The organism is Mesobacillus maritimus (assembly GCF_019749255.1).
Lineage (GTDB): Bacteria > Bacillota > Bacilli > Bacillales > Cytobacillaceae > Mesobacillus_B > Mesobacillus_B maritimus_A.
Window position 1 is genome coordinate 399,884 of sequence record NZ_JACWFH010000012.1, and the last position, 22,310, is coordinate 422,193.

Genomic DNA, 22,310 nt, shown 5'->3' on the forward strand with positions numbered 1-22,310 from the left:
TTTCTATTTAGTTTAGATCGTAATCAATTTTAAGATAAAAAGAAGCAGGATTAATCTTCCTGCCTTACGAGTATCTTCTTCATTTTTCTGGTGAAGTCCCTTCTAGGGATCAACACACTATGTCCACAGCCTTCACACTTAATCCGAATGTCCATTCCAAGGCGAATAATCTTCCACTTATTGGTTCCACACGGATGAGGCTTTTTCATTTCAACAATATCGTTTAATTGAAATTCTTTTTGTTCCACACCTTTACCTCCTATTGGCAACAAGGTTTCAAATGCTACCCCTTTTCGCACTGGGTAACAAGAATTATCTTTATTTTAACAAGTTTCATCCTAATGCAAAAGAAAATGGTTCTGTTCCTTTATGTATCATTTTAGTAAATGAAGAATCTTTTAGCAAAAAACAGATACAGTTTGTTTCTTTTTTCCATTCATGTATAGAAATCAGAAAATTTCCGTATACTGGTATTATGAATTTAAGGGAGTGGAGCCAATGAATCTGAATTTTTTTGATAGGAAAGGTAGTGAGTTCAAGGTTAACCATGAAGATCCTCATGCTGCTACTAAACTTGCTAAACAAATCCTTTCAATAACGCCCACTGTTTCAAGCCGTCCTATCGTCATTGTTTGTATTGGAACTGATCGGTCTACAGGTGATTCATTAGGCCCACTAATCGGTACCTTTCTTGAGGAAAAAGATATTTCGCCTATCCATGTCTACGGCACATTAGCTCACCCCATACATGCAGTCAATCTTGAAGAAAAGCTAAAAGAAATTAATGAAACACATTTTAATCCCTTTATTATTGGGATAGATGCTTGTCTAGGTCGGATGAAAAGTGTTGGAACGATTCAAGTAGCCACAGGGCCCGTTAAACCAGGTGCCGGCGTAAATAAAGACTTGCCGGAAGTTGGCGACATTCATATTACAGGGATTGTCAATGTCAGTGGTTTTATGGAGTTTTTTGTTCTTCAAAATACAAGACTTAATCTTGTGGTGAATATGGCCAAAACCATCGCAAACGGTCTCCATGAAACCAGCACCCTCTTGCCTAAAAAACAAACTTGGTCTGATCTTAAATGGGACTTAGACCATGAACATACAAATTAACAGAGGAAGGCCAAGTGCCTTCCTCTTCTCATTTATTCAATTCCAACCGATGCCACCTTGTCACTCAAAGCTACGCTCTAATTACATTAATAACTGATATCCATAGATTCCCGATACAATCATGGCCGTCACGAGAATGCCAGGTAAGAGGTTCGCAACTTTGATTTTTGTCAAACCTAGTAGATTTAACCCGATTGCAAAAATCATCACTCCGCCTGAGGCTGTTAGTTCCAAGATGAAGCTATCCATTAATTCAGCTGGGATAAAACGATCAATCTGTGTTGCAAAAGTAGCAATCAATCCTTGGTACAGCACAACTGGAATAGCTGAAAAGATGACACCTATCCCCAGTGTTGTTGTTAAAATTAACGCTGTAAATCCATCAATGATGGATTTCGTATAAAGGACATCATGATCTCCCCGTATTCCACTGTCAAGAGCACCAATAATCGCCATGGCTCCAATCACAAAAATTAAAGTCGCTGTGACAAACCCTTGCGAAATACTTCCCTGGCCTGTGTTCCCAATCTTGGTTTCTAACCAATACCCAACGGAATTCAGCTTTCCATCTAAATCAAAGTACTCTCCAATTACTGCACCCACGACAAGACTTATAATTACAATTAAAAAGTTCTCACTTTTAAACCCCATCTGTAAACCTAGTACAATAACGGAAAGGCCAATTCCGTACATGACCGTTGTTTTCATCCCCTCTGGTATGCGGTTCAAAAGCTTTCCGAGAAGAGTTCCAATAACAATGAGTAATCCATTAACAATAGTTCCTAATAAAAACATGTTGTTCACCTAATTTAAGTAAAATTTCAAAACTATAAAAATTGTAACGACCACTAGAAGCATTTAAAGCTATTTTAAATCACTCATTGCTCCACCTATCCTACTTTATTCTGAAAAAATTATCCTAGTTTAAGAATAGAGCCTATCAAAAAAAAAGCCATCTTTACGATAGCTTACGAGTGTTTTTTACCGATTAACTCGAGAATGCGCTCAAGGTCATCCTTAGAAAAGAAGTCTATTTCAATCTTTCCTTTATTCTTTGTCTGTTTAATGGTCACCGTTGTGCCAAAACGCTCACGAAGCTGACTTTCTTGAGCCCGAATAAAAACATCTTTTTCTGGCTTTTTCTTCGTTTCACGTGGAACCGCATTGTTTAGTTGCTGAATCAATAACTCAAGTTGCCGAACATTCAATCCTTCTCTTACTATCTTCTCAGCAATAGCTTGAAGCTGCTCTTTTTGCCTCAATCCTAATAAAGCCCTACCATGCCCCATTGAAATTTTCCCATCAGAAATCAACGTCTGAATCTTAGAGGGTAAACTCAACAATCTTATATGGTTGGCAAGATGAGGGCGGCTCTTTCCTAGTCGTTTAGCAAGCTCCTCTTGCGTTAATCCGAGCTTTTCCATCAAGGTTTGATATGCTGCCCCTTCTTCAATTGGGTTCAAATCTTCACGCTGCAAGTTTTCGAGCACAGCTAGTTCCATCATTTGTTTCTCATCTAGCTCACGGACAACAGCTGGAACGGTTTGAAGCTTTGCTGCTTTGGCAGCACGAAAGCGGCGCTCCCCAACAACAATTTCATACCCCTTAATACTTTTCCTAACAATGATTGGTTGAAGGATTCCATGCTCAAGGATGGAGTCCTTCAGCTCTTCTATTGCTTTTTCTTGAAAGATTTTACGGGGCTGATAAGGATTGGGCCGCAGTTCCTTTATGCTTATTTCTTTAACGATTTCCTCTTTTTCAACTTCCATATTAAAGAATGCATTTAACCCTTTTCCTAACCCTTTAGCCATGTGAAAGCACTTCCTTTGCAAGATCTAAATAAACCTCAGCGCCACGCGACCTTGGATCATAAATAATAATTGGCTCACCATGACTTGGAGCCTCACTGAGACGAACATTGCGCGGAATTATCGTTTTGTAAACCTTGTCTTGAAAATATTTTTTTACTTCCTCAATAACCTGAATGCCTAAATTAGTACGGGCATCCAACATTGTAAGCAATACACCTTCAATCCTTAATTCATGATTTAAGTGTTTTTGCACTAAACGAACAGTGTTTAAAAGCTGGCTCAACCCTTCTAGGGCGTAGTATTCACACTGTACCGGAATCAAAACAGCGTCTGATGCTGTCAACGAATTAAGGGTCAATAATCCAAGGGAAGGTGGGCAATCAATTAGAATATAATCAAAGTCCCCTTTAACCTCTTCTAAAGCCCTTTTTAATCTAACTTCCCGGGAAATAGTTGGCACCAACTCAATTTCTGCTCCTGCTAACTGAATGGTAGCAGGAATAATAAAGAGTTTGTCCACCGATGTTGGGAGAATAACTGCATTTGCATCAACGTCATCTACCAGTACATCATAAATACATTGATTCACATCTGCTTTTTCTATTCCCACGCCACTTGTGGCATTCCCCTGTGGATCAATATCTACTAACAATACTTTTTTACCGATATATGCTAAGCAGGCCCCCAAATTAACTGAAGTTGTCGTTTTCCCAACTCCTCCTTTTTGGTTAGCAATTGCAAGGATTTTGCCCACATTGTCACCTACCTTCAAACCTATAGCTCAAATTTTTAAAATGGCTGTTGATTTCCGCCCCAGGCACGAGCGATTCGCGGGCAATCCGGGAGCCTGGCCAGCTCCAGCGCCTAGCCCCTCTAGTCGCTTCGGCCCGGCAGTTGAAGTCAAAGAACGACTTCATCTGCCGGACCTCCAGCGCTTGTCGGGGCTGAACAAGGCGCTTCCGCTTTTCTATCTCCTCGTCGCTTCGCTCCTGCAGGGTCTCCCTTGGCCTTGCACTCTAGTAGGAGTCTTCGTGCCTTCCGCGAAAATCAAAGATGTGAAAATAATTTTCACTTTTACACACAGCCTATTATAAGGAATCACACATCAAATTTTACAATAGCATCATATAAAAACAATTATGTCTTTTATTTTATCATAAACAGATTCTAGCAATCTAAAATTCTACAAAAAAAAGTGAGAAACGGTACTTGTTTCTCACTTTTTTGTCTTATTTCTTTTTCGGAATTTGAATCGTGATTTGATAAAAATCGTCAAATTCCTCTTCTTCTGACTTTAAATTAATCCCTGAATCGGTCACCATCGATAACGATTGTCGGATCGTATTAACAGCTATCCGCATGTCTTTGCTAAATGCTTTTCGTTTTGGTTTAGGCTTTTCAGCTGATTGGTTTAGTAGCTTCTCGACCCTGATTTCTGTTTGTTTGACATTTAGCGACTTTTCAATGATCTCCGCTAAAAGTTGAACTTGTTTTTCTGGATCTTTTAAAGGAATTAATGACCGAGCGTGTCGTTCAGAAATGGTTTTATTTAATAACGCATCCTGAACCTCCTGAGGCAATTTGAGTAGTCGAAGTTTATTTGCAACAGTGGATTGTCCCTTGCCTAAACGTTGAGCTAATGCCTCTTGAGTTAAACTATGAATCTCTAATAGTTTCCCGTATGCAATCGCTTCCTCTATCGGGGATAGTTCCTCGCGCTGAAGATTCTCAATTAAAGCGACTGATGCTGTTTCTGCATCACTTAAATTATTAATAATAGCCGGAACTTCTTCCCAGCCAAGGGATTTCATCGCCCGCCAACGACGTTCTCCAGCGATGATCTCGTATTTACCATCTTCAAATTCCCTGAGGACGATGGGCTGAATGACTCCGTGCGTGTGGATTGTACGGGCAAGCTCCTCAATTTTTTCATCGTCAAACACCGTTCTTGGCTGAAATTGGTTCGGAACGATATCACCGATTGGGATTTTCTTAATTTCATCTCGATTTTCCGGTTTCTCTACTTCTACTTGTTCGATCTGTTCTATCTGTTCCTGCTTTTCACCCAGACCAAAAAAGCGTGAAAAAGAAGGCTTCATTCCCCTGCACCACCTTTATGAAACTCCCTTTAACATATTCTCTATCTAAAGACAAGTTCCTGCATCTACCTATTATTATAAACTAAATTTGGGTAGAAGGTACCCCCTATTCAATGGGAGTTTTATTTGGGGTACCTGGTTTTCTTGGATATTGCTTCGGTGTTTTTTTCTCTTTATGAATGATTAAGATATTTCGTTCACTTTCTTCTACTGGCAATTTAAAAGCATGAGCACTAGCTAATTTTCCACCAAGAACAGTCAATGCTTTTTTCCCACTCTGTAACTCGTCCTCAGCCTGTCCACCCTTCATGGCAATAAATGTGCCGCCAACTTGTGCTAAAGGAAGGCAAAGCTCACTTAAAACAGATAATCTTGCTACTGCCCTCGCCATGACAAGCTGGTACTTTTCACGGTGATTTGGGTTCTTTCCAAACGTCTCTGCGCGGTCATGGACAAACTGCACATGTTCAAGACCGAGCTCTTGAGCTAAGTGTTCAAGAAAATTGATTCGCTTATTGAGTGAATCAACAATTGTGACTCGTAAACTTGGAAAGGCAATCTTCAAGGGGATGCTTGGAAATCCTGCTCCAGCGCCCACATCGCAAATTGTCAGTGGTTGGGTAAAATCATAATAAAAAGCAGCCGAGACAGAATCATAAAAGTGTTTAAGATAAACTTCCTCCTGCTCTGTTATCGCCGTTAAATTCATTTTCTCATTCCACTCAACAAGCGTGTTGAAGTAAACTTCATATTGCTTCATCTGTTTCTCTGAGAGAGTAATTCCTTTTTCAAGTAAGGCCTTTTGAAACTGCTCTGGATTCATAGACTAATCCTTTCTACAAGGCTCTTTTCTCAAACTTCATTGCTGTAACAAGCAAAAAAATATGAGAAAAGAGCTTGCAAACATATTTAAACCTTCATAACAAACTGTTCTTTTGCAAAAATCAGCTTGTAGATTTTAGAACATTCTTTAACGTCCTTCTATAAAAATGGCATTAATCGTTGGAAACCTTGGCAATTCTTCCTTGTTCAATATAAACAAGTAATATTGAAATATCGGCAGGATTAACACCAGAAATCCGTGAAGCCTGGGCAATGGACAGCGGGCGAACATTTTTCAACTTCTGTCGTGCCTCAGTTGCAATCCCGGAAATAGCATCGTAATCAATGTTATCTGGGATCTTTTTATCTTCCATTTTTTTCAGACGGTCTACTTGCTGTAATGATTTTTCAATATAACCTTCGTACTTAATTTGAATTTCCACTTGCTCTTCAACATCTGAATCTAAAGCTGTCTCAGAAGGAACAAGCTGTTTAATATGGGTATAGGAAATTTCCGTACGTCTTAGGAAATCGGCAGCACGAATACCATCCTTCAGTTCACTTCCGCCTAATGAGCGAATAAGGCTCTGAACTTTTTCGGAAGGCTTTATGATGAGTGAGCGTAATCTCTTAACCTCTGCCTCAATTGCTTCTTTCTTCTGAAGAAAACGAGCATACCGTTCATCGGAGATCATTCCGAGTTCGTAGCCTTTTTCGGTTAGTCGTAAATCAGCATTATCATGGCGAAGTAACAAACGATATTCCGCTCTTGATGTAAGCAATCGGTACGGTTCGTTCGTTCCCTTGGTCACAAGGTCATCAATCATCACCCCAATATAAGCATCAGAGCGACTTAAGATCACTTCCTCTTTTCCAAGGGCTCTTCTTCCTGCATTAATACCTGCCATCAACCCTTGCCCAGCTGCTTCTTCATAACCAGATGTCCCGTTAATCTGTCCAGCAGTATAAAGGTTTTTCACAACTTTTGTTTCTAATGTTGGCCATAATTGTGTTGGCACAACCGCATCATACTCAATTGCATAACCTGGACGCATCATTTTTGCATGTTCAAGTGCTGGAATTGATTTTATTATTTGATGCTGAACTTCCTCAGGTAAGCTCGTCGATAATCCCTGTACATAAACTTCTTGTGTATGCCGTCCTTCTGGCTCAAGAAAGATCTGATGCCGCGGCTTATCATTAAAACGGACAACCTTGTCTTCAATTGACGGGCAATATCGCGGACCTGTTCCTTTGATCATTCCTGAGAACATTGGTGAGCGATGAAGATTTTGGTCAATAATTTCATGCGTTTTTTCATTTGTGTACGTTAGCCAACAAGGCAATTGCTCAGTAATGTATTTTGTTGTCTCATACGAAAAGGCTCTTGGGGTTTCGTCCCCTGGTTGTATCTCTGTTTTCGAATAGTCAATTGTGTTGCTATGAATTCTTGGAGGAGTCCCTGTTTTAAATCGAACTAAGTCTAGCCCAATCTCTTCAAGATGCTCTGAAAGCTTGATAGAAGGTTGTTGGTTATTAGGCCCACTTGAATATTTTAATTCTCCAAGAATAACTTCCCCACGTAGGAATGTACCAGTTGTAATGACTACTGTTTTGGAGCGGTACTCTGCTCCTGTCATCGTCACAACGCCTTTACAAACATCATCTTCTACGATTAGACGTTCAACCATTCCTTGAATCATCGTTAAGTTTGGTTCTTCTTCCATTGTCTTTTTCATTTCATGTTGATAAGCAAATTTATCTGCTTGTGCCCGCAAAGCCCTTACTGCTGGCCCTTTTCCTGTATTTAACATCCTCATTTGGATATACGTTTTATCTATATTACGACCCATTTCGCCACCAAGAGCGTCAATTTCTCTCACAACAATCCCTTTAGCTGGCCCACCAATTGAAGGATTGCAGGGCATAAACGCAATCATATCAAGATTGATGGTAATCATTAATGTTTTGGCACCCATGCGTGCCGCCGCAAGGCTTGCTTCACTACCAGCATGACCCGCCCCAATTACGATGACATCATAATTTCCGGCTTCATATGACATTTGGCTGCCTCCTTTATCTTATTAAGTTTTGTTCATTTAACGCGTAAGTATAAGTTTTCTTGAATTATTGTTCAGGAGCATTCAATTAGCTTGTAGCCCTCGCTCACGAGGTTATAGCGCCAGGCAATACGCAGCTGAACAGGGCAATTCCGCTTTTCTTTGTCCAGCTGCAGTGCCTTAGCACCTTTGCTATTCTATTTGCCTAAACAGAATTGAGAAAATAACTGGTCAATTAGACTTTCATGTACACTGTCTCCAATGATTTCTCCAAGTAGTTCCCATGAGCGAGTTAAGTCTATTTGGACGATGTCAATTGGCGTGCCCATTTCTACTCCATCAATTGCTTCCTCAATGGCACGATTTGCTTGATTTAAAAGAGCAATATGGCGACTATTCGATACATAAGTCATATCGCCTGCTTCAATCGCACCCGTAAAGAACAAGGATGAAATTGCATCTTCAAGCTCATTGATTCCCTCATCTTCTTTTAGCGACGTTGTGACAATTCGGTAATCCTTAGCAAGGGTATTTACCTCACCCAGATCTAACTGCTGTGGTAGATCTGTCTTATTGACAATCACGATGACATCCATGCCTTCCACCGCTTTGAATAAGTTCCGATCTTCTTCTGAAAACTCTTCTGAGTAGTTAAGGACCAAGAGAATTAGATCCGCTTCCTTTAGAACCTGCCGCGAACGTTCAACACCAATTCGCTCAACAATATCTTCGGTTTCACGAATACCGGCTGTATCTAATAATCGTAACGGTACCCCTCTTACATTTACATATTCTTCAATGACATCTCTTGTTGTTCCAGGAATATCTGTAACAATCGCCTTATTCTCTTGTACCAGACTATTTAACAACGAAGATTTCCCTACATTTGGGCGACCAACAATCACGGTTGATAACCCTTCGCGAAGAATTTTCCCCTGCTGCGAGGTCTGCAGCAATTTTTCTATTTCCTGATGAACATATCTTGATTTTTCAAGGAGCATCTGATGAGTCATCTCTTCAACATCATCATACTCTGGATAATCTATATTCACTTCTACATGTGCTAATATTTCAAGGATTTCCTGACGAAGCTTACGAATAAGGCGTGATAGGCGTCCATCCATTTGTCCTAGAGCAACATTCATTGCTCTATCCGTTTTCGCACGAATTAAATCAATCACCGCTTCTGCCTGTGAAAGATCGATACGCCCGTTCAAGAAAGCCCTCTTGGTAAACTCCCCTGGCTCTGCTAACCTTGCACCTTCATTAAGGACCAACTGTAACACTCGATTTACTGACACCAAACCACCGTGGCAATTGATTTCGATTACATCTTCCTTCGTGAACGTTTTTGGCCCTTTCATCACCGAAACCATTACTTCCTCTGCTACCTCGTTCGACTTTGGGTCAACAATATGTCCATAATGAATCGTATGAGAAGAAACATCCATCAACCTTTTGTTTCCGACTCCCTTAAAAAGCCTGTCCGCTATGTTAAAAGCATCATCCCCGCTTAAGCGAACAATCGCAATCGCGCCTTCTCCCATGGGGGTGGAAATCGCAGCAATTGTATCAAACTCCATCTTTTCACCTCATTACTTTGAACCGTCCATCTATTTCATTCTTATTGTTCACCAAAATTATAGAATATCACACCTACTATAAAAAAAATAGAATCCTATCAGGGCTTATCCACAATAAATTTAAACATAAATTATTTTAACTTATCCACATGTGAATAACAATAAATCCAAACGCTGGACTGCAAGAAATCTCTTCCCCTTCATTTGACTTGGGTGTTGCTTTTCGTCAAATCAACCAAAAATTAATAGTACTATGCTGCAAATTAAAGACCTAAACAAGCTAGCCAATTCCATCCCAATAGAATCAAGTCCTAGAAAACTAAAAAAACCGATCTGCTTAACAGACCGGTTTTGTCTAAATATTTTATTTTCCAGCAGGAGATATAACAATGTGACGATGTGGCTCACTGCCATCTGAAAATGTTTTTACCTTTTTGTTCTTCATCAAAGCGGTATGAATAACTTTCCGCTCATAAGAAGGCATTGGTTCAAGTGCAACGTCTTTTCCTGTTTTAAGTGCCTTTTGGGCAAGACGTTCTGCTAATTGGACCAGCGTGTCATTTCTTCGTTTGCGATAATCCTCCGCATCAACCAAGACAGTATAGAATTGAGTTGAGTAACGATTCATCACAAGTTGAGTTAAATATTGGAGTGAGTTAAGCGTTTGTCCTCTTTTTCCAATCAACAAAGCAATCTTTTCGCCAGTCAATATAAAGTGAACTTGCCTTCCCTCTTTTTTTACTTCCACTTCTGCTGGAGCACCGAGCCCGTTTGCAACCATCTTAAGGTAGTTGGTTGCTTCTTCAAATGGATCAATCTTCACTGTTACCTTGACGATTGCTGGCCGAGAACCAAAGATCCCAAAGATTCCTTTTTTCCCTTCATCAATCACCTGAGTTTCTGTGCGGTCCTTCGTTGTCTGTAATTGAGCCAGTGCCGATTTTACTGCTTCTTCGACTGTTTGTCCTGTAGCAGTTATCTGTTTCACTACTTCTTAGCTCCTCCCGCATTGCCGGTAGCTGGTTGATTTTTCAAATCCGGCCCTTTAATAAGTATTGTTTGGATAATAGAAAAAATATTCCCCACAACCCAGTACAAGGATAAAGCTGAAGGAAGTGAAATAGCGAAAACAAGAATCATGATTGGCATCATCCAAAGCATCATTTTCATTTGTGGATTATCTGGCATTCCCATCATCATAATTTTCTGCTGCGTGAAAGTGGTGATCCCCGCTAATATTGGCAACAGGTAAATTGGATCTGGAGAACCTAAATCAAACCAAAGAAAATTATGCCCAGCTATTTCCCTTGTTCTTACGATTGCGTGGTAAAAACCAATTAGGATTGGCATTTGCACAAAGATTGGCATACATCCAGCAAGTGGATTGACGCCATGCTTTTGAAATAAGGCCATCGTTTCTTGTTGCAATTTTTGCTGTGTTTTCTGGTCCTTTGAGCTGTACTTTGCTTGTAATTCTTTTAGTTCAGGCTGAATAGCTTGCATTGCTTTTGAACTTCTTGTCTGTTTAATCATAAGTGGCAAAATTGCAAAACGAATTAAAATCGTAACGGCAATTAGAGAAAGTCCAAAGCTACCACCAAGCCACCCTGCCATGCTCACAATTAACCATGATAGTGGATAAACAATATATTCATTCCAAAAGCCCTCGCTTTCAGATGTGATGGCCTGATTATATTCTGTACAGCCAGAAAGAACTGTTACCAGAAGCAATAGACCAATGATAAGAAACATTCTATTTTTCAATCCCTATTTCCTCCTAACCGTGATGTTTACATCTCGCATAATTCATATAATTTGAATGACCTAGAGCATTTTTCCACTTTGTATGTACTATTCCCGCACTGGTCAAGAAAACATTTCTATAGTCAGTCCAAATGTATTTTATCATCTTTTATAAAAAAGCGCTTTAAAAAAAGGAACAATATCATTAATTTCCTCAAACATTATGACCATTGTTCCTTTTTTTCAAAACGCGTGCAACTTTTAATACATGTTCAAGACTCTTCTTTATCTCCTGCATCCCCATATCAGCGGCTGGTTTCCTGGCAATAATCACATAATCATTTCCCGGTCTTACCTCTTCCTTTAATTCAAGGAATGATTGGCGGATATATCTCTTAATTTGATTTCGCGTAACGGCGTTCCCAAGCTTTTTGCTAACAGATAACCCAATTCGAAATGTTTCCTGATCCTGCTTTTTTAAAACATACACAACAAATTGACGATTTGCAAAGGATTTCCCGTTCTGAAAAACTTGTTGAAACTCTTTATTTTTTTTAATCCGCAATTCTTTTTTCATTCGAACACACCTTCACTCAGAGTTACGAACCTTATAATGGGCTTTTTTTGGGTCTTACAAACCTATTTTCAATAAATTTGAGCTAAATTCGTAAGGATGTAGCAAAAACCCTAGTACCCATTCTTACCCCAAAACAAGCTGTCTTGTTTGTTGCTAGTTATTCGTAAGCTCTTTTCTCGTTAATTTTTCAGAGAAACAAGGCTTAATCCATCATAACTTATATCCAAAAGCAACATAAGTTATAGGAAAAGACCCTTGATAAAAGGAAAAAAAGACCACTGACAGTTCAGTGGCCTAAGCAGATAATACTTTTCTTCCTTTACGACGACGGCGAGCAAGAACCTTGCGGCCGTTTGCAGTACTCATGCGGCTACGGAAGCCGTGAACTTTACTATGCTTACGTTTATTTGGTTGGTAAGTTCTTTTCATATATGACACCTCCCTGAGGAATTAGCTGCTATCAGACAGTCCTACTAATTATAAGGACGGTACCAGTAAAATGTCAATAGTAACCGGAAGAAAACTGCAAGACTCCACTAAGATAAGTTTTTCCAGTTTAGAATCTCCCTCTTGTTCAAAGATTAGTAAAAACCACTGTGTTGATTCTGGAAAGACTTTATTTGAAGTTCACATAGATCATTCTGTCTGTCTTCTCAAATAGAGATCTGTTTTCTGGAACACAAATAAATGTAAAAGCAGCCTATTGTATAGAAACAAGAACCCCCTCTACATCTGCTTGTGGACAAAAATCGACACGTTTTTCTTTATCCACAATAGCAATTCACACCTTTTGCACAATAAATGGTCCTGTGGACAATTATTTTCCACATAGGCATGGTATTGTGGATAAAGTATGAAAAAGCGTTGCGCCTTCTTAATTTATTTGATATTATATTTGTGTTTTCACTCTTAACAACTGGTGCACTAAATATTAGTTATCCACAAATTGTGGACAACCTGTGGATAGGTTATCCAAGACTGTGATTTACACTTTGTCCACAATCAGTGGATATTGTCGAATAACCGCATTATTTCCTATTATATATTTTTCCACATTAATAGACTTGTATAATTATAAATTTCGCCACTTTCGGCTTATGCAATGGTTATGCACTTGAAGTAAATCTTGCTAAAAGGAGGGTTATGGATTGGAAAATATCGCGGACCTCTGGAACCAGGCCTTGTCGAAAATTGAGAAAAAAATAAGTAAACCAAGTTTTGATACATGGTTAAAAGCAACCAAGGCTCATTCACTCCAGGGAGATACACTGACCATTACAGCCCCGAATGAGTTCGCCCGCGACTGGCTAGAAGAACGGTATTCTCAGCTAATAAGCGGGATTCTTTATGAGGTGACTGGAGAAAACCTCGCTATAAAGTTTATTATTCCGCAAAATCAAAGCGAGGAAGATATTAATTTACCGGTTCCACCAAGGAAGATGAGTAAGGAAGACGATTCGCATGACCTTCCGAATAATATGCTAAACCCAAAATATATCTTCGATAGCTTTGTTATTGGCTCGGGGAACCGCTTTGCCCATGCTGCCTCACTAGCAGTCGCTGAAGCTCCCGCAAAAGCATACAATCCACTCTTTATTTATGGTGGTGTCGGTTTAGGAAAGACTCACCTCATGCACGCGATTGGTCATTATGTTCAGGAGCATAACCCTTCCGCCAAGGTTGTCTATCTAACTTCTGAAAAGTTTACAAACGAGTTCATTAACTCGATTCGTGACAACAAAGCTGTTGAGTTTCGGAACAAGTATCGTAAAGTCGATGTTCTTCTTATAGATGATATTCAGTTTCTAGCTGGAAAAGAATCAACTCAGGAAGAGTTTTTCCATACGTTTAATACTCTCCATGAGGAAAGTAAGCAAATTATTATCTCTAGTGATCGACCACCAAAGGAAATTCCAACCCTAGAAGATCGTCTACGATCCCGTTTCGAATGGGGCTTAATCACTGATATTACACCTCCAGACCTGGAAACACGGGTGGCCATTCTTAAGAAAAAGGCAAAAGCAGAGGGTCTAGACATTCCGAACGAGGTCATGTTGTACATTGCAAATCAGATCGATTCCAATATTCGTGAGCTCGAAGGGGCATTAATAAGAGTAGTGGCATATTCTTCGCTTATTAATAAAGACATTAACGCTGACCTTGCAGCAGAGGCATTGAAGGACATTATTCCTAGTTCAAAGCCAAAAGTCATTACAATCCTTGATATTCAAAGGACTGTTGGTCAGCATTACAATGTTAAACTTGAAGATTTTAAAGCAAAGAAACGAACGAAATCAGTTGCTTTCCCAAGGCAAATCGCTATGTATCTTTCTCGAGAACTAACTGACTTCTCCCTTCCGAAAATTGGGGAAGAGTTCGGAGGCCGTGATCATACAACTGTCATTCATGCTCATGAAAAGATTTCAAAGCTCCTTGCGACCGACTCTGCACTTCAAAAGCAGTTAAAAGAAATCCATGAGCAGTTAAAAATTTAGGGAAATTGTGAATAACTCAAACCAGTTTACACACAGTCTGTCCACATGTTGATAGGCTGTGTTTCCTTGTCGAAAAATAGGTTATCCACAAATCCACAGCGCCTATTAGTACTTTTACTATATTTTTAAAATATAAATATATGCCTTAAAATCGAAATAAATACCAAATTGGAGGATTTTTAAAATGAGGTTTATCATCCAGAGGGACTATTTATTACAAAGTGTTCAAGATGTGATGAAGGCAGTAACAAGCAGAACAACCATTCCAATTTTGACTGGAATTAAAATTGTTGTCTCCGAAGAAGGGGTAACACTAACGGGTAGTGACTCCGACGTTTCAATTGAATCGTTTATTCCGAAAGAAGATGGCGATAAAGAAATTGTTGAAATTAAACAAACAGGCTCTATTGTTCTACAAGCTAAATTCTTTAGTGAGATTGTTAGAAAATTACCGACTGATACTGTAGAAATTGTAGTTGAGAACCACTTACAAACTGTAATTCGATCCGGAAAATCAGAATTCAATTTAAACGGGTTAGATGCGGAAGAGTATCCTCACTTACCACAAATTGCTGAAGAAAATGTATTTCGAATTCCAACGGATTTACTAAAGGCTTTAATTCGCCAAACTGTTTTCGCAGTGTCCACCTCAGAAACACGTCCAATCTTGACAGGTGTCAACTGGAAGGTAGAAGACAATGAATTGATCTGTATTGCAACAGATAGCCATCGCTTAGCTTTAAGAAAGGCTAGACTTGAAACAGAAGCAGTTGGGAAACATAATGTTGTGATTCCTGGTAAAAGTTTGACAGAGCTTAGCAAAATCCTCGATGATACGGCAGCGATGGTAGACATTGTTATAACCGAAAATCAAGTACTCTTTAAAACAAAGCACTTATTATTCTTCTCCCGACTTCTAGAAGGGAATTATCCTGATACAGCAAGATTGATTCCGAACGAGAGAAAGACAGATGTGGTAGTCAATACAAAAGAATTCCTTCAAGCAATTGACCGTGCTTCTTTATTGGCAAGAGAAGGGAAAAACAACGTTGTAAAATTTGCAATTTTAGAGGGAAATACGATTGAAGTTTCTTCGAACACTCCTGAAATTGGGAAGGTAGTCGAAGAAATTCCGGCTCAATCTGTTGAAGGGGAAGAACTGAAGATTTCTTTTAGTGCGAAATACATGATGGACGCTTTAAAAGCCCTAGAAGGTAGTGAAATTCAAATTTCTTTCACAGGTGCAATGAGACCTTTTGTTATTCGTCCACTAAATGACGAAGCAATTCTTCAGTTAATTTTACCTGTTAGAACTTACTAATAAAGAAAAGCACAAGCAATAGGTTTTGAAAAAACCTCAAGGTTAAAGCTCTTTCCTAGCTTGTTTCTGCGTCTAAAACCCTTGTCAAACAGGCGAGGGTTTTTTCTTTGCTTGTCTCTTGAACGTTTATTTAGTAAAATAAAGTATTAAATCCTTTTAAAGAAATGGTGAAAAAAATGAGCGAGGAAATTAAAATTGACACAGAGTTCATTACAATGGGCCAGTTTCTTAAGTTAGCAGAGATTATTCAGTCCGGCGGAATGGCTAAGTGGTTTTTAAGTGAACATGAAGTCTATGTCAACGGAGAACAAGATCAAAGAAGAGGAAGGAAACTCAGGAACGGTGATGAAATTGATATCCCTGGGTTCGGCAAATTCCTAGTCAGTCAATGATCAAAGGATGGGCCATTCATGCATATTGAAGAAATACAATTAAAGAATTATCGTAACTATGAACAGCTAGAAGCGCAGTTTGAAAATAAAGTAAATGTTATCCTTGGTGAGAATGCCCAAGGAAAGACCAATGTCATGGAATCAATCTTTGTTTTAGCAATGGCAAAATCTCATCGAACATCAAATGATAAAGAACTTATTCGTTGGGACATGGATTATGCTAAAATAGAAGGTAGGATTGTGAAACATCATGGGTCTGTGCCTATGCAACTTGTTGTTTCCAAAAAAGGGAAACGTGCAAAGTATAATCATATTGAGCAGAAAAAACTTAGTCAGTATGTTGGAAATATGAATGTTGTCATGTTTGCGCCTGAGGACCTCAACCTTGTTAAAGGAAGTCCACAAGTAAGGCGCCGTTTTATTGATATGGAAATCGGACAGGTATCCCCTGTCTATTTGCATGATATCAGCCAATATCAAAAGATTCTTCAACAACGTAATCACTATTTAAAACAATTGCAGATAAAAAAACAGTCGAATCTAACGATGCTTGATATTTTAACGGAACAGTTTATCCAAATGGCAGCTAAAATTGTTGCTAAACGGTACGAGTTTATCCGGATGTTGGAACAATGGGCATTGCCTATACATCAAGGAATTTCTCGAGGACTTGAAACCTTGAAAATTGAGTATAAACCGTCAGTGGATGTATCAGAAGAACAAGACTTGTCGAAAATGATAAAAGTCTTTGAAGAAAAATTCAACAAAATTAAAACTAGGGAAATTGAGCGTGGGACAACCTTATTCGGCCCGCACCGAGATGACTTAGAATTTATCGTAAATAATCGGGATGTTCAAACTTTTGGCTCCCAAGGTCAGCAACGTACAACAGCCTTATCAGTAAAGCTTGCTGAAATTGAATTAATTCATAAAGAAATTGGAGAATATCCTATTCTCCTTCTTGATGATGTTCTGTCAGAACTGGACGACTATCGCCAGTCACATTTGTTAAATACGATCCAAGGGAAGGTTCAAACCTTTGTTACAACAACTAGTGTAGATGGAATTGATCATAAAACGTTAAAAGAAGCAGCTGCTTACCGAGTGGAATCTGGCGTTATGACAAAAATCCAATGAGGTGAAACTTATGTACCTGCATATTGGGGAAGATACCTTAGTTCGAACAAGTGAGATCATTGCGATTTTAGATAAGGAAAGCACAGGATTTTCTGATGTCCTTGAAGAGTTTCTCAAGCGGCAAAACTTAGATGTTGTGCACTTATCCAAGAAACAGTACAAATCTATTGTTATCACAACAGATCAAGTTTATTACTCTCCTTTGGCAGCTGGAACACTAAAAAAACGTTCTCAGAAAATATCTGTTCAGGAGTTTATTTTATAGTCTCTATTAATTTTGTTTCAAAATGATTTGCAAAATGAAAGTGATGGTGATTGATATGGCAATGGAGCAGGAAGCCATGCAAGGACAATCGTATGAGGCGGACCAAATACAAGTCCTCGAAGGATTAGAGGCAGTTCGGAAACGTCCGGGGATGTATATCGGTTCAACAAGTGGAAGGGGCCTTCACCACCTCGTTTGGGAGATTGTTGATAATAGTATTGATGAAGCACTTGCCGGGTATTGTGATGAAATCAAGGTGATTATTGAAAAAGATAACAGTATAACTGTCGAAGATAATGGCCGGGGAATTCCAGTTGGGATGCATGAAAAAATGGGGCGACCAGCCGTTGAAGTAATCATGACTGTCCTTCATGCTGGAGGAAAGTTTGGTGGAGGCGGTTATAAGGTATCAGGGGGCCTTCATGGAGTGGGTGCCTCTGTAGTAAATGCCTTATCAACCCTTCTTGAGGTATATGTTCATAGGGACGGTAAGGTTCATTATATCTCCTTTGAACGAGGAAAGATCAAATCAGAATTGAAGGTTATTGGGGATACAGACCACACTGGGACAACCGTTCATTTTATCCCAGATGGTGAAATCTTCACAGAAACTCTTGAGTACGAGTATGAAATTCTTGCAACACGTTTACGTGAGCTAGCGTTTCTGAACAGAGGATTGAAAATCGGCATTGAAGACAAACGACCAGATGGGAAAAAGAATGAGTATCATTACGAAGGTGGAATTAAGTCTTATGTAGAACACTTGAACCGTACAAAAGATGTTCTTCATGAGGAGCCTATCTATATTGAGGGTGAAAAGGATGGGATTAACGTCGAAGTCGCCTTACAATATAACGATGGATTTACTACGAATATTTATTCCTTTGCGAATAATATTCACACCTATGAAGGTGGAACCCATGAGTCCGGTTTTAAAACTGCATTAACAAGAGTTATCAATGATTATGCTAGAAAGCATGGCATTTTTAAAGAAAATGATGCGAACCTTTCTGGGGAAGACGTTCGTGAAGGCATCACCGCGATTATCTCGGTGAAGCACCCTGACCCACAGTTCGAAGGACAAACGAAAACGAAACTCGGTAATTCAGAGGTTCGGAACGTTACGGACACAACTTTTTCGGAACGCTTTGAAAGCTTTATGCTTGAGAATCCTTCAGTAGCACGTAAAGTTGTTGACAAGGGGTTAATGGCTGCTAGAGCAAGACTTGCAGCGAAAAAGGCACGTGAGTTAACTAGACGGAAGAGTGCATTAGAAGTATCAAGTTTACCAGGGAAATTGGCAGACTGTTCTTCGAAGGACCCTTCGATTAGTGAAATCTATATCGTAGAGGGTGACTCTGCCGGTGGCTCAGCCAAACAAGGACGTGATCGCCACTTCCAAGCAATCTTGCCACTTCGCGGTAAAATTCTGAACGTAGAAAAGGCACGTCTTGACCGTATTCTTTCAAACAATGAGGTTAGAGCTTTGATTACAGGTATCGGTACTGGAATCGGTGAGGACTTTGATATTGCCAAGGCCCGTTATCATAAAGTTGTTATCATGACTGATGCGGATGTCGATGGTGCACATATTCGAACCTTATTATTAACATTCTTTTATCGATATATGAGGCAAATTATTGAGGCGGGCTATATTTATATTGCGCAGCCACCTTTATATAAAATTCAACAAGGAAAACGGGTTGAATATGCCTACAATGATAAACAGCTTGAAGAAACTTTAGCATCACTTCCAGCGCAACCAAAACCAGGCATTCAGCGCTATAAGGGTCTTGGAGAGATGAATCCAGCCCAACTTTGGGAGACAACCATGTCCCCAGATAATCGTTTATTGCTTCAGGTAAGTCTAGAGGATGCAATTGAGGCAGATGAAACTTTCGAAATGTTGATGGGGGATAAAGTTGAACCAAGACGTCAATTTATCGAAGAAAATGCCGTTTATGTTAAAAATTTAGACATTTAACAGGGTAGATGATGTCTATCCTGCTTTTCTATTAAGGGAGGTTTTCAAATGGCTGAGACGCCTAATCCTCGTGTGAAAGAAATAAATATTAGTACTGAAATGAGAACATCTTTCTTGGACTATGCCATGAGTGTAATCGTGGCTAGAGCCTTGCCAGATGTTCGTGATGGGTTAAAACCAGTGCACCGCCGTATCCTTTATGCAATGCATGATCTCGGAATGCACTCTGATAAAGCCTATAAAAAATCAGCACGTATTGTCGGAGAAGTAATTGGTAAGTACCATCCTCATGGTGATTCGGCTGTTTATGAAACAATGGTCCGAATGGCACAGGACTTTAACTATCGCTATATGCTTGTTGATGGCCATGGTAACTTTGGTTCTGTTGATGGTGACTCGGCAGCAGCAATGCGTTACACAGAAGCACGTATGTCCAAAATCTCGATGGAATTATTGCGTGATATCAATAAAGATACGATTGATTATCAAGATAACTACGATGGTTCAGAGCGTGAGCCTATTGTACTTCCAGCGCGTTTTCCTAACTTGCTTGTTAACGGGACTTCTGGAATTGCCGTAGGAATGGCGACTAACATTCCACCACATCAGTTAGGGGAAGTCATTGATGGTGTCCTTGCGATTAGTAAGGATCCAGAGATTACAATTCCAGAGTTGATGGAAATTATTCCAGGACCAGATTTCCCAACAGGTGGGCTTATTCTCGGAAGAAGTGGAATCAGAAAGGCTTATGAAACAGGTCGCGGTTCAATTACGATGCGGTCTAAGGTAGAGATTGAGACAAAGTCGAACGGTAAGGAAGTTATTGTTGTTAATGAAATTCCATACCAAGTAAATAAAGCTCGATTAATTGAGAAGATTGCTGAGCTTGTTCGTGATAAAAAAATCGATGGAATTACTGACTTACGCGATGAATCCGACCGAGATGGTCTTCGTATTGTCATTGAAGTGCGCAAAGATGCAAACGCAAACGTCCTTTTGAATAATCTTTACAAACAAACAGCTCTTCAAACAAGCTTTGGGATCAATACACTTGCTCTTGTCGATGGACAACCGAAAGTGTTAAATCTGAAACAATGCTTAGTTTATTACTTAGACCATCAAAGAGTGGTTATTCGCCGCAGAACAGAGTTTGAACTTCGAAAAGCAGAAGCACGTGCACATATTCTTGAAGGGTTAAGAATTGCACTTGATAATTTGGATGCCATTATTGCTTTAATTCGCGGCTCACGCACAACAGACATTGCCCGTGAAGGATTGATGACTGAGTTTAATTTGTCAGAAAAACAAGCACAAGCAATTCTAGACATGCGTTTGCAGCGTTTAACTGGATTAGAGCGCGAAAAGATTGAGGAAGAATACCAAAGTCTTGTACAGTTGATCAATGAGCTAAAAGCAATTCTAGCAGATGAGGAAAAGATTCTTGAAATCATTAGGGAAGAATTACTTGAGGTAAAAGAACGATTCAACGATAAGCGCCGTACAGAGATTGTTACGGCTGGTATTGAAATGATTGAAGACGAAGATTTAATTCCAAGAGAAAATGTCGTTATTACCTTAACGCATAATGGATATATCAAGCGCCTCCCTGTATCTACCTACCGTGCACAAAAACGTGGTGGACGAGGCATTCAGGGAATGGGTACAAATGAAAATGATTTTGTTGAACACTTAATCACAACATCCACCCATGATACAATTCTCTACTTTACAAATAAAGGGAAGGTATACCGAACAAAAGGCTATGAAGTACCAGAATTTAGTCGAACAGCAAAAGGGATCCCAATCATCAATCTCCTAGGAGTTGAAAAAGGGGAATGGGTAAATGCAATTATCCATGTTGAAGAGTTCAATGAAGATTGGAGCCTCTTCTTTGCAACAAAAGATGGAATTGCGAAGCGTACTCCACTTACATCCTTTGCTAATATTAGAAATAATGGTCTTATCGCTCTTAACCTCCGTGAAGGAGATGAACTAATTTCTGTTCGTCTAACGGATGGCGATAAAGAAATCATTATTGGTACTAAAAATGGTCTTATGATTCGATTCCCTGAAACCGACGTTCGTTCTATGGGGCGTACAGCTACAGGGGTTAAAGGAATCTCCCTTGATGAAAGTGATGAAGTAGTTGGAATGGAAGTACTTGAAGAAAGTGCAGATATTTTGGTTGTTACGAAAAATGGGTTTGGAAAACGAACACCTGCGACGGAATATAGAAGACAAGGTCGTGGTGGTAAAGGAATCAAGACTTGTAATATCACTGATAAAAACGGAGACCTTGTAACAATGAAGGTAGTTAATGGCGAAGAAGATTTAATGGTCATTACAACTGGAGGAGTTATCATTCGAATTCCTGTGAGCGGTATTTCAATTACAGGAAGAAACACTCAAGGTGTTAAATTAATCAGTCTCAACAAAGATGTGGACGAATCTGTTTCTACCGTCGCTCAAGTTGATAAAGAAGAAGAAAAAGACGAAGAGTTAGATGAAAACGAACTTAAGCTAGAATCACTTCAGGATCAAGAAGCTAGCGAAGTTGTAGATACTGAAGAAACACCAGTTACTGAAGAAACGGAAAATCATGATACAGATGAAAATAATAACGAGTAATGTTTAAAAAGGAGCACATTTGTGTTCCTTTTTTTCTTTACTTTTGTTGAGTAATGTTTTTAGAACAGGTTTTTGTTGATGCATATAATCTTTTTTTTTAAAAACACACATAAAACCTTGCTTAGTTGGGGAAATGCTGATATACTTTTCAAAGTCAGCAACGGAACAACTTACCACTTATAAAAGTGAAAAAAGTTGTTGACTATTAGATAGTGAAATGTTATATTAATATAGTCGCTTATGAGCGATGATTGCTCTTTGAAAACTAAACAAA

20 protein-coding genes are annotated in these 22,310 nt (G+C 39.3%); 8 read left to right on the plus strand and 12 right to left on the minus strand.

From position 1 onward, the window contains the following. Positions 1 to 50: 50 nt before the first annotated feature. Positions 51 to 248: a DUF951 domain-containing protein gene (locus H0185_RS12245; protein ID WP_221873766.1), complete on the minus strand. Its 198-nt coding sequence runs from the start codon at positions 246 to 248 to the stop codon at positions 51 to 53. A gap of 250 nt (positions 249 to 498) precedes the next feature. Here H0185_RS12245 and yyaC point away from each other — a divergent pair, with 250 nt between their 5' ends. After that, on the plus strand, positions 499 to 1,116 hold the full coding sequence (gene yyaC / locus H0185_RS12250; protein ID WP_221873767.1) for a spore protease YyaC: 618 nt from the start codon (positions 499 to 501) through the stop codon (positions 1,114 to 1,116). 81 nt (positions 1,117 to 1,197) lie between these two features. On the opposite strand, the gene H0185_RS12255 is transcribed toward yyaC, so the two are convergent. The 11 genes from H0185_RS12255 to rpmH all read right to left on the minus strand — a co-directional run bounded on the left by H0185_RS12255 (position 1,198) and on the right by rpmH (position 12,243). Further along, the gene (locus tag H0185_RS12255) at positions 1,198 to 1,911 is read right to left on the minus strand and encodes a DUF554 domain-containing protein (protein WP_221873768.1); all 714 of its coding nucleotides are present in this window, start codon (positions 1,909 to 1,911) and stop codon (positions 1,198 to 1,200) included. Positions 1,912 to 2,084: 173 nt separating this feature from the next. Next, positions 2,085 to 2,930 carry a ParB/RepB/Spo0J family partition protein gene (locus H0185_RS12260; RefSeq protein WP_221873769.1) on the minus strand — a complete coding sequence of 282 codons (846 nt, stop codon included), beginning with the start codon at positions 2,928 to 2,930 and terminating at the stop codon, positions 2,085 to 2,087. Beyond that, on the minus strand, positions 2,923 to 3,684 hold the full coding sequence (locus H0185_RS12265) for a ParA family protein (RefSeq protein WP_221873770.1): 762 nt from the start codon (positions 3,682 to 3,684) through the stop codon (positions 2,923 to 2,925). Before H0185_RS12265 ends, H0185_RS12260 begins: the two co-directional genes overlap by 8 nt. Positions 3,685 to 4,159: 475 nt before the next feature. After that, entirely contained in the window at positions 4,160 to 5,029 is an 870-nt protein-coding gene (noc, locus tag H0185_RS12270) for a nucleoid occlusion protein (RefSeq protein ID WP_221873771.1), read from the minus strand. Positions 5,030 to 5,135: 106 nt separating this feature from the next. Continuing rightward, positions 5,136 to 5,852: a 16S rRNA (guanine(527)-N(7))-methyltransferase RsmG gene (gene rsmG / locus H0185_RS12275; protein ID WP_221873772.1), complete on the minus strand. Its 717-nt coding sequence runs from the start codon at positions 5,850 to 5,852 to the stop codon at positions 5,136 to 5,138. A gap of 172 nt (positions 5,853 to 6,024) precedes the next feature. Continuing rightward, positions 6,025 to 7,914 (minus strand): tRNA uridine-5-carboxymethylaminomethyl(34) synthesis enzyme MnmG, encoded by a 1,890-nt coding sequence (gene mnmG, locus H0185_RS12280; RefSeq protein ID WP_221873773.1) that lies wholly within the window; start codon positions 7,912 to 7,914, stop codon positions 6,025 to 6,027. Between the two features lie 194 nt (positions 7,915 to 8,108). After that, the gene (gene mnmE, locus H0185_RS12285) at positions 8,109 to 9,494 is read right to left on the minus strand and encodes a tRNA uridine-5-carboxymethylaminomethyl(34) synthesis GTPase MnmE (RefSeq protein ID WP_221873774.1); all 1,386 of its coding nucleotides are present in this window, start codon (positions 9,492 to 9,494) and stop codon (positions 8,109 to 8,111) included. Positions 9,495 to 9,858: 364 nt separating this feature from the next. Next, positions 9,859 to 10,482 carry an RNA-binding cell elongation regulator Jag/EloR gene (jag, locus tag H0185_RS12290; protein WP_221873775.1) on the minus strand — a complete coding sequence of 208 codons (624 nt, stop codon included), beginning with the start codon at positions 10,480 to 10,482 and terminating at the stop codon, positions 9,859 to 9,861. Next, the gene (spoIIIJ, locus tag H0185_RS12295) at positions 10,482 to 11,258 is read right to left on the minus strand and encodes a YidC family membrane integrase SpoIIIJ (protein WP_221873776.1); all 777 of its coding nucleotides are present in this window, start codon (positions 11,256 to 11,258) and stop codon (positions 10,482 to 10,484) included. The genes jag and spoIIIJ overlap by 1 nt, the downstream gene beginning before the upstream one ends. 193 nt (positions 11,259 to 11,451) lie before the next feature. Beyond that, the gene (gene rnpA, locus H0185_RS12300; protein WP_221873777.1) at positions 11,452 to 11,814 is read right to left on the minus strand and encodes a ribonuclease P protein component; all 363 of its coding nucleotides are present in this window, start codon (positions 11,812 to 11,814) and stop codon (positions 11,452 to 11,454) included. A 294-nt stretch (positions 11,815 to 12,108) separates the two neighbouring features. Next, positions 12,109 to 12,243: a 50S ribosomal protein L34 gene (rpmH, locus tag H0185_RS12305; protein ID WP_101658869.1), complete on the minus strand. Its 135-nt coding sequence runs from the start codon at positions 12,241 to 12,243 to the stop codon at positions 12,109 to 12,111. 719 nt (positions 12,244 to 12,962) lie between these two features. On the opposite strand from rpmH, the gene dnaA reads away from it, so the two are divergent. The 7 genes from dnaA (at position 12,963) to gyrA (ending at position 22,036) form a co-directional block, all read left to right on the plus strand. Beyond that, positions 12,963 to 14,309, plus strand: a complete 1,347-nt coding sequence (dnaA, locus tag H0185_RS12310) for a chromosomal replication initiator protein DnaA (protein WP_221873778.1) — start codon at positions 12,963 to 12,965, stop codon at positions 14,307 to 14,309. 184 nt (positions 14,310 to 14,493) lie between these two features. Further along, positions 14,494 to 15,630, plus strand: a complete 1,137-nt coding sequence (gene dnaN, locus H0185_RS12315; protein WP_221873779.1) for a DNA polymerase III subunit beta — start codon at positions 14,494 to 14,496, stop codon at positions 15,628 to 15,630. A gap of 176 nt (positions 15,631 to 15,806) precedes the next feature. After that, positions 15,807 to 16,022 carry a S4 domain-containing protein YaaA gene (yaaA, locus tag H0185_RS12320; RefSeq protein WP_221873780.1) on the plus strand — a complete coding sequence of 72 codons (216 nt, stop codon included), beginning with the start codon at positions 15,807 to 15,809 and terminating at the stop codon, positions 16,020 to 16,022. Between the two features lie 18 nt (positions 16,023 to 16,040). Next, entirely contained in the window at positions 16,041 to 17,159 is a 1,119-nt protein-coding gene (gene recF, locus H0185_RS12325) for a DNA replication/repair protein RecF (RefSeq protein ID WP_221873781.1), read from the plus strand. A gap of 10 nt (positions 17,160 to 17,169) precedes the next feature. Beyond that, complete coding sequence (gene remB / locus H0185_RS12330) at positions 17,170 to 17,424, plus strand: extracellular matrix regulator RemB (RefSeq protein WP_221873782.1); 255 nt, start codon at positions 17,170 to 17,172, stop codon at positions 17,422 to 17,424. Between the two features lie 61 nt (positions 17,425 to 17,485). After that, positions 17,486 to 19,408: a DNA topoisomerase (ATP-hydrolyzing) subunit B gene (gyrB, locus tag H0185_RS12335; protein ID WP_221873805.1), complete on the plus strand. Its 1,923-nt coding sequence runs from the start codon at positions 17,486 to 17,488 to the stop codon at positions 19,406 to 19,408. Between the two features lie 48 nt (positions 19,409 to 19,456). Then, positions 19,457 to 22,036 (plus strand): DNA gyrase subunit A, encoded by a 2,580-nt coding sequence (gene gyrA, locus H0185_RS12340; RefSeq protein ID WP_221873783.1) that lies wholly within the window; start codon positions 19,457 to 19,459, stop codon positions 22,034 to 22,036. Positions 22,037 to 22,310 lie beyond the last annotated feature (274 nt).